The sequence below is a fragment of the Nonomuraea coxensis DSM 45129 genome (assembly GCF_019397265.1).
Classification (GTDB): domain Bacteria; phylum Actinomycetota; class Actinomycetes; order Streptosporangiales; family Streptosporangiaceae; genus Nonomuraea; species Nonomuraea coxensis.
In genome coordinates, this window is sequence record NZ_CP068985.1 from 372,283 (window position 1) to 384,476 (window position 12,194).

A 12,194-nucleotide genomic window follows, 5' to 3' on the forward strand; every position below is an offset into this window, starting at 1 on the left:
AAGTCGGTTACTTCAGTATCAGGTGGGTGTCGCCGAACTCGTGCCACAGGTACCCCTCCCGCAGCGCCGCCTCGTACGCCCGGGCCAGCGCCTTCTCGCCGGCGACGGCCGTCAGCATGAGCAGGTGGCTGGACCGGGGCTCGTGCAGCCCCGTGAGCAGCCCGGTCACCGCCCGCACGCCCCGCTCGGGGGTCACCAGGTGCCGGGTCCAGCCCGAGGCCGCGCGCACCCGCCCGTCCGCGCCCACGGCGCTCTCCAGGGCCCGGACGACGGTCGTTCCCGCCGCCACCACCTGGGTGCCGCTCCGGAGGGCCAACTCGACCAGCCGCGCAGTCGCGGCCGGCACCTCGTACCGCTCCGCGTAGGGCGGTTCGTCCTTCTCCGGCGAGGCCACGCCGGTGTGCAGGGTGATCGGCGCGATGCCGACCCCGCGCGCCACCAGCGCCGTTACCAGGCCCTCGGTGAACGGCCGCGCCGCGCTCGGCATCTCCGCGCTGCCCGGCACGGTCGCGAACACCGTCTGGTACGCCTCGATCGGCCAGTCGCCCGCCACGTACGAGTAGCGGATCGGCACCCCGTACGCCCGCAGGTACGCCTCCACGTCCCGGTCCAGCGCCGCCCGCCACAGCCGGGGCGTCTCCCGCCCGAGCAGCCGCAGCGTGGCCCGGCCCGGCAGCGGCAGCCACTCGCCGGGCTCGCCCCCGGCGTAGGGCTCGCTCGCCCGGTCCGTACGCCGCCGCAGCTCCACCAGCCACGTGCCGTCCTCGCGCGCCGTCGAGAAGTGCACCGCCAGCCGGTCCAGCCGGACGGCCGCGGGCAGCGTCGCGGAGTTGTTGACCACGAGGAGGTCGCCGGGGCCGAGCAGGTCGGGCAGGTCGCGGAAGCGGCGGTGCTCGGGGGGCCGCCCGCCGCGAGAGACCAGCAGGCGCACGTCGTCGCGGGACCGGCCGCGCACCTCGGGCGGCTCCTGCGCCGACAGGCCGGGCGGCAGCTCGAAGTCGAGGGCCTGAGCGGTCATTGCAGGCTCACCCTGCCGCTCGCGGGGCGGGCGGAGACGAGGTCGTGCAGCGCGGCGGCGACCTTGGCCGGGTCCGCGGCCCCCGCCGCCTCCTCGGCGCCCACGGCGTCGGCGAGCATGCGGGTGTTCATCTCGCCGGGATCGACCCACCAGACCCGTACGTCCGGCTCCTCGGCGGCGAGCACGTTGGACAGCTGCTCCAGCGCGGCCTTGCTCGCCCCGTAGCCGCCCCAGCCCTCGTACGCGCCGGTGGCGGCGTCGGAGGTGACGTTCACGATCGCGCCGCGCGCCGACCGCAGCGCCGGTAGCGTGGCCTGGACGAGGGCGAGCGGCGCGGTCACGTTCGTCGCCAGCAGCGCGCCGAACGCCTCCGGCGGAAGGTCCGCGAGCCGGGGCAGCGGCGTCGGGCCGAGGTCGCTGGCGTTGTTGACCAGCAGGTCCAGCGCGGGGGCCGCCTCGGCCAGCCGCCGTACGTGCGCCGGGTCGGCCACGTCGCCGGGGATCGCGGTGGCCCCCAGCTCGGCGGCGGCCCGTTCCAGGTCGCGGGCGCCGCGGGCGGTGAGGACGAGGTTCCAGCCCGCGCCGGCCAGGGCGCGCGCGAGGGCGAGGCCGAGCCCGCGCGAGGCCCCCGTGACGAGAGCGGTACGGTTCCTGGTGGATGAGGTGTCCGTCATGCCTCCGACGCTAGGAACGCGGGCGGCCCGCCGGCATCGGGCCGAGGCCCGGCCCGGCCTCGGCACTTCGTCCTAGGACCGCGGGCGGGCTCATGGGCGGGCGGTCCCTAGAGTGGAGGCCGTGACGGCCGAACGAGACGAGATTCTGCACGCGGTGAGCTCTGCCGTGCTCGCCGTCACCCGGCACCTGTCCGTGCGCGAGGTGCTGCAGGTGATCGTGCGCTCGGCGCAGCGCCTGCTGGACGCCCGTTACGCCGCGCTCGGCGTGCCCGACGACGACGGCTCGTTCGCCGAGTTCGTCGCCGAGGGCCTGACCGACAAGCAGTGGGAGGCGATCGGGCCGCTGCCCCGCCAGCACGGCATGCTGGGTGCGATGCTGCGCGAGGGCGCTCCCGTGCGGCTGCCCGACCTGCGCGAGGACCCGAGGTTCGAGTGGTGGCCGAAGGCGCACCCGATCATGAAGGACTTCCTCGGCGTCCCCATCCGCGACGGCGACGAGGTGCTCGGCATCATCTTCCTCGCCAACAAGCGCACGCCGGGCGCGGAGTTCACGGAGGCCGACCAGGAGCTGCTGACGCTGTTCGCCGCGCACGCGGCGATCGCGCTGGCCAACGCCCGCCTCTACGAGAGCGGCCGCGAGCTCGCCATGCTGGAGGAGCGCAACCGCATGGCGAGGGAGCTGCACGACGCGGTCACGCAGAAGCTGTTCTCGCTGCGGCTGAGCGCCCAGGCGGCGGGCACGCTGCTGGAGCAGGCCCCCGAGCGGGCGGCGGCCGAGCTGGGGAACGTCCAGCGCCTGGCCGGCGAGGCCCTGGCCGAGCTGCGCGCGGTCATCGTGGAGCTGCGCCCGGCCGAGCTGGACCGGCACGGGCTGGCCGAGACGCTGCGCAAGCACGTACGGCTGCTGGACCGGCTCCACCCGCCGGTCGTGTCGTTCGTGTGCGCCGAGCTGCCGCCGCTGCGGCCGGAGGCCGAGGTGGCGGTGCTGCGGGTGGCCCAGGAGGCGCTGCACAACGCGCTGCGGCACTCGGGGGCCGGCGAGGTCGAGGTCCGCCTGGCGTACGAGGGCGGCACGCTGGCGCTGTCGGTGCGCGACGACGGCGCCGGGTTCGAGCCGGGGGAATCACGCGGCCTCGGGCTGGTTTCCATGAGGGACAGGGCCGAGGCGGTCGGCGGCGTGCTGACGGTCGAGTCGGCCCCCGGCCGGGGAACCACGGTGCGCGTGGAGGTGAGTGTGTGATCCGGGTGCTGATCGCCGACGATCATCCGGTGGTGCGGCAGGGCCTGCGGACGTTCCTGGACCTGCAGGACGACATCACGGTCGTCGGCGAGGCGGGCGACGGCGAGCAGGCCGTCGAGCTGGTCGGGCGGCTCGCCCCCGACGTGCTGCTGCTGGACCTGCGGATGCCGGTGCTGGACGGCCTCGGCGCGCTGGAGCGGCTGACGGGCGGACGGACCCGCGTGGTGGTGCTGACGTCCGTGAGCGACCCCGGCGACGTGGGGCCGGCCATGCGGGCCGGCGCGGCGGGCTTCCTCTACAAGGACGTCGATCCGATCGCCCTGGTCCAGGCGGTCCGTACGGTGCACGGCGGCCAGGTGCTGCTCGCCCCCGAGGCCGCGGAGGCGATGCTGTCAGGGGAGGCGTCGCCCGCCGGGGCGCCGGTGCCGCTGACCGAACGCGAACGCGAGGTGCTGCGGCTCATCGCGGCCGGCCGGTCCAACAGGGAGATCGCCAGGGAGCTCTCGGTGGCGGAGAAGACGGTCAAGACGCACGTGTCGAACGTGCTGATGAAGCTGGGCGTCCAGGACCGCACCCAGGCCGCGCTGTACGCGGTCCGCCACGACCTGGCCTGACCGGGCTAGGGGCTGCGGAGGGGTTCGAAGATGGCGTGGTGGGCGGCCACCAGGGCCCGGCGCACCGCCCGGTCGAGCTCGCGCAGCGCGTTCCCCCGCCGGGCGACCTGCGCCGCGGTGAGCCCCCGCTCGTCGGCCAGGTGGAGCACGGCGGCCAGCCGGGTGGCCAGGGTGGAGACGCGGTGCGCCCGCGCGGGATAGCCGGGAGCCAGCTCGCCGCCGTGCCGGCCCAGCTCGGGGCGGCCCTGGGCGGGCCCCTCGCCCGACGACAGCGCGTCGGTGGCGGCGCGCATGGCGTCGGACAGCTCCCGCTCGGCCTCCGCGAGCGACGGCAGGTCGTGCCGGACGGGGCCGGACTCGTGCACGCCCAGGCGGACGCCGACGTAGGACGAGCCGCGCCGGTCGGGAGCGGGCACCAGGCCGAGGTTGCGGTCGTCGAGCACGGCGATCACGGCCTGCCCGGCGTCGACGGCGGCCGCGTTGAACGCCGGCGGCCCCGACAGCCCGAGCGGGTCGCCGGGCGCGGGCAGGGCGAGGCGCAGCTCCCGCAGGCCGCTCGCCCGCAGGTTCGCGAGGTAGGCACGCAGCGGCACCTCACCCGCGACGGCGGGGCCACCGGCGGCTTCCACGTGGTCGGCCGCCTCGTCGAGGCCCACGTGACCGGCGAGCCACGCGTTGCCCCAGGCGACCAGGGACGGACAGACAGGTGATTCAGGGCGCACCGATCCACGATATGCGCTCGCCCTGCAATAGGTTTGTCCCGAGGGTGACTCCTGAAGGAGGTAACGGGGATGGGTGGTCAGGTGCTGCGGCTCCAGGACGTCGCCGTCAGGCGGGACGGAGCGGCCCTGCTGCGCGGCATCGACTGGGAGGTCAACGAGGACGAACGCTGGGTCGTCATCGGCGCCAACGGCGCGGGCAAGACCACGCTGCTGCAGGTGGCGGCCACGCTGCTCTACCCGAGCGAGGGCGTGGTCGAGGTGCTGGGCGAGCGGCTGGGGCAGGCCGACGTGTTCGAGCTGCGGCCGCGCATCGGGCTGGCGAGCGCGGCGCTCGCCGAGCGGATCCCGCCGGAGGAGAAGGTCATCGACCTCGTCCTGACGGCGTCGTACGGAATCATGGGCCGCTACACGGAGGAGTACGACTCCAACGACGTGACCCGGGCCGTCGAGCTCATCGACATGATGGGGGCGGCCCACCTGATCAGGCGCAGGTTCGGCACGCTGTCGGAGGGCGAGCGCAAGCGGGTGCAGATCGCCCGCGCCCTCATGCCCGACCCTGAGCTGCTGCTGCTCGACGAGCCGGCCGCCGGGCTCGACCTCGGCGGGCGCGAGGACTTGGTGCGCCGCCTGTCGGCGCTGGCCGGCGACTACCGCTCGCCGACGCTGGCCCTGGTGACGCACCACGTGGAGGAGGTGCCGGCCGGGTTCACCCACGGGCTGCTGCTGCGGCACGGCTCGGTGGTGGCGCAGGGGCCGCTGGAGCACGTGATGACGGCCGACAACCTGTCGCAGACGTTCGGGGTGCCGCTGACGCTGGACCGCAGCGCGGGGGGCCGCTGGTACGCCCGGGCCCACTGAGGGCCGGCGGGCGGGCACAGGTGTCCGCTCGCCCACGAACTCCTCCAGACCCTGCCTGAGGTCGTCAAAGGCGCGGCAAATAGGATCTGGATCGTCCCATCGCAGATGGGAGAGGTCCTGGAGAGCCTTGGCGGCACGTGAGGAGCGCTCGTGACGGGGTGGGAACTGGTCGCGGTCGGCGCGGCCGGCGTGGTGGCGGGCGCCATCAACGCGGTCGTCGGCTCCGGTTCGCTGATCACGTTCCCGACGCTGGTGGCGATGGGCGTCGATCCCGTGACGGCCAACGTCTCCAACACCATCGGCCTGGTGCCGGGCTCGTTCAGCGGCGCCTACGGCTACCGCGCCGAGCTGAGCGGGCAGCGCGACCGGCTGCTCAGGCTCGGCCTCGCCTCCGCGCTGGGGGCGTTGATCGGCGGGATCCTGCTGCTGTTCCTCGACCCGGGCGTGTTCCAGGTCGTCGTGGTCGTCCTGATCGCGCTGGCCTGCGTGCTGGTCGTGATCCAGCCCCGGCTCAACGGCTGGCTGGCCGCCCGGCGCGAGCACACGCATCCGCACGGCGGCCCGGTGCTCTGGTTCGCCGTGCTGGCCGCCGGCGTCTACGGCGGCTATTTCGGCGCGGCCCAGGGCGTGCTGCTCATCGGCCTGCTCGGCAGCTTCCTCGACGACGGACTGCAGCGGATCAACGCGGCCAAGAACGTGCTCGCGCTGATCGTCAACGGGGTGGCGGCGGTGCTGTTCGTCGTGGTCGCGGAGGTGGACTGGCAGGCGGTGCTCGGCGTGGCGCTGGGCGCGATCGTCGGCGGCTTCGTGGGGGCCCGGGTGGGGCGGCGGATCCCGGCTCCGGTGCTGCGCGGCGTCATCGTCGCCGTGGGCGTCACGGCGATTATCGTACTGGTGTACGGATAGCGGAAAATGGGTATAACCCGGACATGAAGGGTGACCGGGTGGAGATCGTCATCGACGCGGGCGACACCCCCCGCACGTACGAGATCAGGGCCACCCGCGCCGGCCGGCGGGTCGAGATCGCCACGCGCCGGGGGCTCGTCGAGGTCAGCGAGGTGACCCGCGGCGGCACCCCCGTACGCACGGCCAGGTTCATGTCCAGCCGCGTCCTCGCCCTGGTCGAGCACCCGGCGGACGAGCGGTCCGAGCGGGCGGGCGACGTCCGGGAGGACGGCGACTAGGAGGACGGCTGGGAGGATGGCGCGGAGAAGGCCGCCGCGTGGTCGGCGGCCCACTGGCGGAAGGTCAGCGCGGGCCGGCCGAGCAGCCGCTCCACGGTGTCGGTGACGACCTCAGGGGCGGTCACGAAGCTCTCCCAGGTGCGCAGCGCGCTCTCCACGAACTCCGGGGCGCCCCAGATCGCGGTCAGCAGCTCCCTGGCCTCCTCCGGCGGCTGCTCCTCCCAGCGCACCTCGCGTCCGACCACCTCGCCGATCACCCGGACCTGCTCGGCCTGGGTCAGCCGCTCGGGGCCGGTCAGCACGTACGCGGCCCCGTTGTGCCCCGCCGAGGTCAGCACGTGGACCGCCACCGCCGCGATGTCCTTCTCGTGGATGAGCGAGCGCGCCGCCTGCCCGTACGGCCAGCGCACCACCCCCCGCCGCACCTGGTCCGCCCAGCCCAGGGTGTTGACCGCGAAGCCGCCCGGCCGCAGGAACGTCCAGCCGAGACCGGAGCGCCGCACCAGCCGCTCCACCTCGTGGTAGTGGCTCCCCGGATCGTCGGCCCCGTGGGCGGACAGGAGCACCACGCGCCTGGCGTGCTTCGCGATCGCCGTGATCGCCTCGTCCGCGCCGTCGGCGGTGAAGCTCGGCCAGAGGAGGAAGACGCTCTCCACGTCACGCAGCGCCGGCTCCAGGCTCTCCGGCGCGGTCAGGTCGCCGCGTACGGTCTGGACGGGCAGCGTGGCCCGTCCGGGGTCGCGGGTCAGCGCCCGCACGTCCAGCCCCGCCTCCGCGAGCTGGGAAGCCACATGTCTGCCGACATTTCCGGTCGCGCCGGTCACCAGGATCTTGCCCATGGCACGACCGTAGGACCTCAAGCGAACTTCAGGTCAAGCGCGCTTCAGGTCTGGGGCCGTACCTGGATGGTGCCGTCGCGCCGGATCCGCGTCTCGAACATGGGCGCGGGCGCGGTGGCGGGACCGTGCCGCACCGTGCCGTCGGCGAGCCGGAACGTGCTGCCGTGCCACGGGCACACCACGCACGCCTCGCCGTTCTCCATGACCAGCCGCCCCTGGTGGAGCGGCCCGGCCAGGTGCGGGCAGTGGTCGGCGAGCACGGTGACCGCCTCGCCCCGGCGCAGCACGAAGAGCTGGATGTAGCCGAGCCGCCGCGCGACCGGCCGGCCGTCGGGAAGGTCCTTGAGCGGGCACAGGTCGTGCCATCCCAGCGGCACCAGGTGGGCCACCTGCGGGGCGTGGTTGGGCCCGGCGGCCTGGCGGTAGGCCAGGTGGCCGCCCAGGTAGGCGCCCAGCATGCCGACGCCGAGCCCCGCGAAGGACAGCGCCTTGCCCGGCCGCTCGTGCCCCTTCAGCCGCAGCATCAGCGAGGCGGACAACAGGCCGAGGGCGGTCAGGTTCCCCGCCATGTGAACGAAACCCACCCGCTGCTGCTCGCGGTGGAGCGAGGACCAGTCGGTCAGCCCGGCCGCCGCCGTCGGCAGCGCGCTCGCGATGCCGGTGCCCAGCATCAGCCGCGCCGCGCGCGGGTCCGCGCCCGCCGCGTCCAGCACGGCCGCCGACATCCAGCAGCCCAGCGTGACCGAGGCCAGCGGCGGATGCAGCGGCTCGCCGATGGGCACGCCGTGCAGCAGGTCGCGCAGCCAGCCCGGTTTGACGCGGGCGCGTACGGCCTTGGCCAGCACCCGGATGGGCCGGTCCATGGCCTTCGACTTCTCGAGCCGATCGGCCAGAGCGACCGGACCGGCGAATCTCCTCAAATGCCGCCGCTTGGCTCGTACTGTCTCTTTCACGACAAGTCCCCTACCCCAGGCATACGGGGATCACTCGGCGAGGTGTCCCCTGGCCACGGAGAGGGCGACCAGCTCCAGGGCGTACCGGCCGAGCGTGGGCGAGCCCTCCTCGATGATGCGCACCTTCTCCCGCACCTGCGAGGCCCGCACCTTGAACAGCGGCCAGGTGCCGCCCTCGGTGTGATGGTTGGCCAGGATCGGGGCGAAGCGGTCGAGCGCCTTCGCGAAGCGCGCCTCCGGCGTCTCACGCTCCTCGAACTCGTCCCACAGCGCCCGCAGCTCCGCCCCCTGCTCGGCGGGCAGCAGGCCGAAGATGCGCTCGGCCGCGGCCCGTTCGGCGTCCACCTGGGCGGCCACCTCGACCGGGTCGTAGATGAACGTGTCACCGGCGTCGATCTCCACCAGGTCGTGCACCAGCAGCATGGCCACCACCCGCTGGAGGTCGGTGCCCGGCGGGGCATGCTCGCCGAGGACCATCGCCAGGGTGCCCACGTACCAGGAGTGCTCGGCGGTGTTCTCCCGGCGGGAGCCGTCGATCAGATGGTTGCGGCGGATGATCCGCTTCAACTTGTCGATCTCGACGGCGAATGCGATCTGGGCGTTCAGGCGACGGTCCTCTTCTGGCGCGATAGTCACGCGCAGCACCCTAATGTGCGGTGATCACCCCGGTTGGTGAAATCGTGACCGGAACTCCGTTGAACACTGCGTTACCACTTGGGGCGTCCACCGCGCTCTCGTCGGTGAGGTCGTTGACGCTCACGCCCGCGTGCGCGGCCGCCACGCGCTGCGCGCTGCCCGCGTGACCCCAGCCGTGCGGCAGGCTGACCACGCCCGGCATGATCGTGTCCGTCGGCTCCAGCGGCACCGTGAGCTGCCCCTTCGCCGAGCGCACCACGGCCTCGCCGGAGAGACCGAGCCGCGCCACGTCCGCCGGGTTGATCTGCAGCGTGCAGGTGTTGCTGCCGCCGACCAGCGGGCCGACGTTGTGCATCCAGCTGTTGTTGGAGCGCAGGTGGCGCCGGCCGATGAGGACCATCTCCGGCGCCTCCTCCTCCAGCTTCGCGCGCAGCCGCTCGACGTCCTCCAGGAGCTGCGGCGGCGCCAGCTCGACCAGGCCGGAGGCGGTCCGCAGCAGCTCGTCCAGCCGGGGTTCCAGCGGGCCCAGGTCCAGGCCGTGCGGGTGGTCGAGGAGCGTGCGCAGCGACAGGTCGCCCTTGCCGGACCACTCGCCGTACGGGCCGAGCCTGAGCATGAGGTCGAGCCGCCGCTCGCCGCCGTCGCGGCCGTCCAGCGCGGCGCGCAGCTCGGCCGGGTCCCGCCCCTCGACGCCCGAGCCCGGTGTCTGGACGGCCTTGCGCAGCGTCTCGTCGATGACGAACGCGTCGAGGTCCCCGCCCTCCATGCCGGAGGCGATCATCGCCAGCCTGGCCAGGATCTGGGACTCGGACGGCCGGTCGTCCATCGGCAGCAGAGGAGGGGAGTAACGCGCGTAGTTGCGCACCGCGAAGCCGAGCAGCGCGAAGTCGTAGTGCCCTGACTGCAGCACGCGCGGCGGCGGCAGGATGACGTTCGCGTGCCGGGTGGTCTCGTTCAGGTACGGGTCCACGCTGACCATGAAGTCGAGCCGCTCGAAGGCCGCGTCCAGCCGGGCCCCGTGGGGCGCCGACAGCACGGGGTTGCCCGCGACCGTCAGCAGGAACCTGATCTGTCCCTCACCCGGCGTCTCGATCTCGTCGGCCAGCGTGGCCACCGGCAGCTCGCCGTTGGCCTCCGGCAGCCCGCGCACCCGGCTCCGCCAGCGGCCCGTCGCGTACGGCCGCCGCCGGCCCCCGGACTCGGTGGCCGGCTTGGGGAACATCGCCCCGCCCGGCCGGTCGAGGTTGCCGGTGAGCGCGTTGAGCACGTCCACGAGCCACTGGGCCAGCGTGCCGAACTCGGCCGTGCAGGTGCCGATCCTGGCGTACACGGCGGCCGTGCGCGCCGCGGCGAGCTCCCTGGCCAGCCGCTCGATGACCGCCGCGGGCACCCCCGTGCGCCGGGCCACCGCCTCGGGCGGGAAGTGCTTGGCGGCCTCGCGTACCTCGTCCAGGCCGTTGACCTCGCGCCCGAGCGTGACCAGGTCCTCGGCGAACAGCGTGTGGACCATGCCGAACAGCAGGTAGGCGTCCGTGCCCGGCCGGATGAACACGTGCTCGTCGGCGAGCGCGGCGGTGCGGGTGCGGCGCGGGTCCACGACCACCAGCCGGCCGCCGCGCCCGCGCAGCGCCTTCAGCCGGCCGGGGAAGTCGGGGGCGGTGCAGAGCGAGCCGTTGGACTCCAGCGGGTTCGCGCCGAGCATCAGCAGGTGGTCGGTGCGGTCCAGGTCGGGGACCGGGACGGCCATCGGGGAGCCGAACATCAGGCCGCTCGACACGTGCTTCGGCATCTGGTCGGCGGTGCTGGCGGAGAAGACGTTGCGGGTGCCGAGGGCCCGGATCAGCGGCCCGGCGTAGAGCGCGCCCGCCATGGTGTGCGCGTTGGGGTTGCCGAGGTAGACGGCGACGGAGCCGCGGTCGGTGACCCGGCCGAGGCCCTCCCGCACGGCGGCGAACGCCTCGTCCCAGCCGACCTCGCGCCACTGCTCGCCCTCGCGCACGACCGGGCGGCGCAGCCGGTCGGGGTCCTCGTCGAGCCGGCCGAGGCTGGCCCCCTTCGGGCAGATGAAGCCCTTGCTGAACGGATCGTCCCTGTCGCCGCGGACGCTGGTCACGTGCCCGCCCTCGTCGAGGGTGAGGGTCAGGCCGCAGACGGCCTCGCACAGGGGACAAGTCCGGTGGACGGTCGACGTCATCACGACTCCTGAGTTCGTAAGATGAACTCATCTTGGCGCGTGCCGCGCGCATGGGGAAGCCCCGGAGCCCCCGCGGTCTCCGAGGCTTACCCCCTGGGGAAGGCCCCATGTATCCCCAGGCTTCTAGCCGATCCGCACCGCCTCCCACCGGCTGCGCAGATCAGGCGGCTCCTTCAGGTCGGGCCGGAGCGGCACCCAGGCGCGCCGGCCGAAGAGCCGGTCCAGCCGCGGCGACAACGTGCCGGGGGCCTCGTCCCTGCGGACGATCTCCACGACGACGAACTGCGCCCGGGTGCGGTGCCGGTAGACGTTCACGCCGCGCGCCCAGCAGGCCGCGGCGATCTCCTCGCTGTAGGCGTCGAACTCCTCGGCGCAGATGCCGGCCCTCGTCAGCACCAGCGCCTTCTCCCCGGTGGGGGTCGGCGTGATCCACAGGATCAGCGGGATGCGCCCGGCCCTCGTGTGCATGGTCGTCTCCAGGCAGACCCGCTGCAGGCGGTGCCGGGAGATCACGCACCAGCAGTGGGCGGTGACCCAGCCGCGGCCGCTCCTGGTGACCGCCGCCGGCACCGAGATCGCGCTGGTCACCAGGGCGAACGGCAGCAGGTGGCCGGCGCTCGCGGCCCGCAGCAGGAGCAGCGCGAACATCCCCAGCGCCGCCGCCAGCAGCAGCTCGGAACGCGCCCGCCAGAGCCGGACGAGGACCCCTCCGCGCCCGGCGGCGGGCAGGTCCTCGTAGCCGGGGTAGATCTGGTTCCGCGGGTTCCTGGGCACCTCACGTCACCCCCTCACGCACCTTGCCGGGCACGCGGAGCTGGTCGAAACGTGGATCCCGGTAGCGACGAGCGCCGAACCCCGTCCTGGCCACGGTCCAGCCGATGTGGTAGGCGAACTCGTCGGGTTCCATGCAGATCTCGCGATCGGCCCAGGAGACGAGTTCCCGGATCCGGGACTTGATTCGGGCATGTCCCTTGGTACCTTGTGAGTACATAGAAGACCCCTTTCGCGGCATTTCTAGAGGTGGCTTCTTGGCCGGTCCGTCGGCTGGCGGCCGTTCCTTCCGCAGGGTGGCAGCCCTTATGCGGGGAGCAGGCCGGCAGCCGCGGCCCGGCATTTTTCTGTGCCCGGCTTTTTTCGTGCTCGGGGGCACGGGTGCGCCGGTGGTCCGGCGCCGCCCTCGTCAGGTGGTCGTACGATCCCTCCGCCCCGGCATGCACGGGGGCGTGGTCGTGGGGGGATGGCCAGGTGCGTGCGCCGCGTTC

14 protein-coding genes are annotated in these 12,194 nt (G+C 73.7%); 5 read left to right on the forward strand and 9 right to left on the reverse strand.

Features of this window, described 5'->3' with window-relative positions; all coding sequences use genetic code 11:
- Window positions 1–7: 7 nt before the first annotated feature.
- Complete coding sequence (locus Nocox_RS01770) at window positions 8–1,018, reverse strand: S-adenosylmethionine:tRNA ribosyltransferase-isomerase (protein ID WP_020542586.1); 1,011 nt, start codon at window positions 1,016–1,018, stop codon at window positions 8–10.
- Complete coding sequence (locus Nocox_RS01775) at window positions 1,015–1,692, reverse strand: SDR family oxidoreductase (protein WP_020542587.1); 678 nt, start codon at window positions 1,690–1,692, stop codon at window positions 1,015–1,017. Before Nocox_RS01775 ends, Nocox_RS01770 begins: the two co-directional genes overlap by 4 nt.
- Window positions 1,693–1,813: 121 nt before the next feature.
- Between Nocox_RS01775 and Nocox_RS01780 the strand changes: the two genes are divergently transcribed.
- Together Nocox_RS01780 and Nocox_RS01785 are read left to right on the forward strand one after the other, a co-directional pair.
- Window positions 1,814–2,932, forward strand: coding sequence for a GAF domain-containing sensor histidine kinase (locus Nocox_RS01780; protein WP_026214214.1), 1,119 nt, complete (start codon window positions 1,814–1,816; stop codon window positions 2,930–2,932).
- Entirely contained in the window at window positions 2,929–3,546 is a 618-nt protein-coding gene (locus Nocox_RS01785; protein WP_020542589.1) for a response regulator, read from the forward strand. Before Nocox_RS01780 ends, Nocox_RS01785 begins: the two co-directional genes overlap by 4 nt.
- A 5-nt stretch (window positions 3,547–3,551) precedes the next feature.
- On the opposite strand, the gene Nocox_RS01790 is transcribed toward Nocox_RS01785, so the two are convergent.
- Window positions 3,552–4,268 carry a hypothetical protein gene (locus Nocox_RS01790; RefSeq protein ID WP_026214215.1) on the reverse strand — a complete coding sequence of 239 codons (717 nt, stop codon included), beginning with the start codon at window positions 4,266–4,268 and terminating at the stop codon, window positions 3,552–3,554.
- Between the two features lie 69 nt (window positions 4,269–4,337).
- Between Nocox_RS01790 and Nocox_RS01795 the strand changes: the two genes are divergently transcribed.
- From Nocox_RS01795 to Nocox_RS01805, 3 genes are all read left to right on the forward strand, one after another.
- Complete coding sequence (locus tag Nocox_RS01795) at window positions 4,338–5,126, forward strand: ABC transporter ATP-binding protein (protein ID WP_026214216.1); 789 nt, start codon at window positions 4,338–4,340, stop codon at window positions 5,124–5,126.
- Between the two features lie 150 nt (window positions 5,127–5,276).
- Complete coding sequence (locus Nocox_RS01800; RefSeq protein ID WP_020542592.1) at window positions 5,277–6,032, forward strand: sulfite exporter TauE/SafE family protein; 756 nt, start codon at window positions 5,277–5,279, stop codon at window positions 6,030–6,032.
- 23 nt (window positions 6,033–6,055) lie between these two features.
- The gene (locus Nocox_RS01805) at window positions 6,056–6,310 is read left to right on the forward strand and encodes a hypothetical protein (RefSeq protein WP_033408701.1); all 255 of its coding nucleotides are present in this window, start codon (window positions 6,056–6,058) and stop codon (window positions 6,308–6,310) included.
- Here Nocox_RS01805 and Nocox_RS01810 read toward each other — a convergent pair.
- The 6 genes from Nocox_RS01810 to Nocox_RS43605 form a co-directional block, all read right to left on the reverse strand.
- Complete coding sequence (locus tag Nocox_RS01810) at window positions 6,307–7,149, reverse strand: NAD(P)H-binding protein (protein ID WP_020542594.1); 843 nt, start codon at window positions 7,147–7,149, stop codon at window positions 6,307–6,309. The genes Nocox_RS01805 and Nocox_RS01810 overlap by 4 nt on opposite strands.
- A gap of 44 nt (window positions 7,150–7,193) precedes the next feature.
- Window positions 7,194–8,012 (reverse strand): Rieske (2Fe-2S) protein, encoded by an 819-nt coding sequence (locus Nocox_RS01815; protein ID WP_085996004.1) that lies wholly within the window; start codon window positions 8,010–8,012, stop codon window positions 7,194–7,196.
- A gap of 120 nt (window positions 8,013–8,132) precedes the next feature.
- Window positions 8,133–8,747, reverse strand: coding sequence for an HD domain-containing protein (locus Nocox_RS01820; protein WP_020542596.1), 615 nt, complete (start codon window positions 8,745–8,747; stop codon window positions 8,133–8,135).
- A 1-nt stretch (window position 8,748) separates the two neighbouring features.
- Window positions 8,749–10,932 (reverse strand): molybdopterin-dependent oxidoreductase, encoded by a 2,184-nt coding sequence (locus tag Nocox_RS01825; protein ID WP_020542597.1) that lies wholly within the window; start codon window positions 10,930–10,932, stop codon window positions 8,749–8,751.
- 123 nt (window positions 10,933–11,055) lie between these two features.
- Complete coding sequence (locus Nocox_RS01830) at window positions 11,056–11,706, reverse strand: hypothetical protein (RefSeq protein WP_020542598.1); 651 nt, start codon at window positions 11,704–11,706, stop codon at window positions 11,056–11,058.
- A 1-nt stretch (window position 11,707) separates the two neighbouring features.
- The gene (locus tag Nocox_RS43605) at window positions 11,708–11,839 is read right to left on the reverse strand and encodes a hypothetical protein (RefSeq protein ID WP_020542599.1); all 132 of its coding nucleotides are present in this window, start codon (window positions 11,837–11,839) and stop codon (window positions 11,708–11,710) included.
- Between the last annotated feature and the right edge of the window lie 355 nt (window positions 11,840–12,194).

Coding starts and splice junctions, on each gene's coding strand:
- Nocox_RS01775 (WP_020542587.1), bottom strand. CDS start 1,692: ATGACGGACACCTCATCCACCAGGAACCGTACCGCTCTCGTCACGGGG.
- Nocox_RS01815 (WP_085996004.1), bottom strand. CDS start 8,012: ATGGACCGGCCCATCCGGGTGCTGGCCAAGGCCGTACGCGCCCGCGTC.
- Nocox_RS01770 (WP_020542586.1), bottom strand. CDS start 1,018: ATGACCGCTCAGGCCCTCGACTTCGAGCTGCCGCCCGGCCTGTCGGCG.
- Nocox_RS01825 (WP_020542597.1), bottom strand. CDS start 10,932: ATGACGTCGACCGTCCACCGGACTTGTCCCCTGTGCGAGGCCGTCTGC.
- Nocox_RS01810 (WP_020542594.1), bottom strand. CDS start 7,149: ATGGGCAAGATCCTGGTGACCGGCGCGACCGGAAATGTCGGCAGACAT.
- Nocox_RS01805 (WP_033408701.1), top strand. CDS start 6,056: ATGAAGGGTGACCGGGTGGAGATCGTCATCGACGCGGGCGACACCCCC.
- Nocox_RS43605 (WP_020542599.1), bottom strand. CDS start 11,839: ATGGAACCCGACGAGTTCGCCTACCACATCGGCTGGACCGTGGCCAGG.
- Nocox_RS01795 (WP_026214216.1), top strand. CDS start 4,338: ATGGGTGGTCAGGTGCTGCGGCTCCAGGACGTCGCCGTCAGGCGGGAC.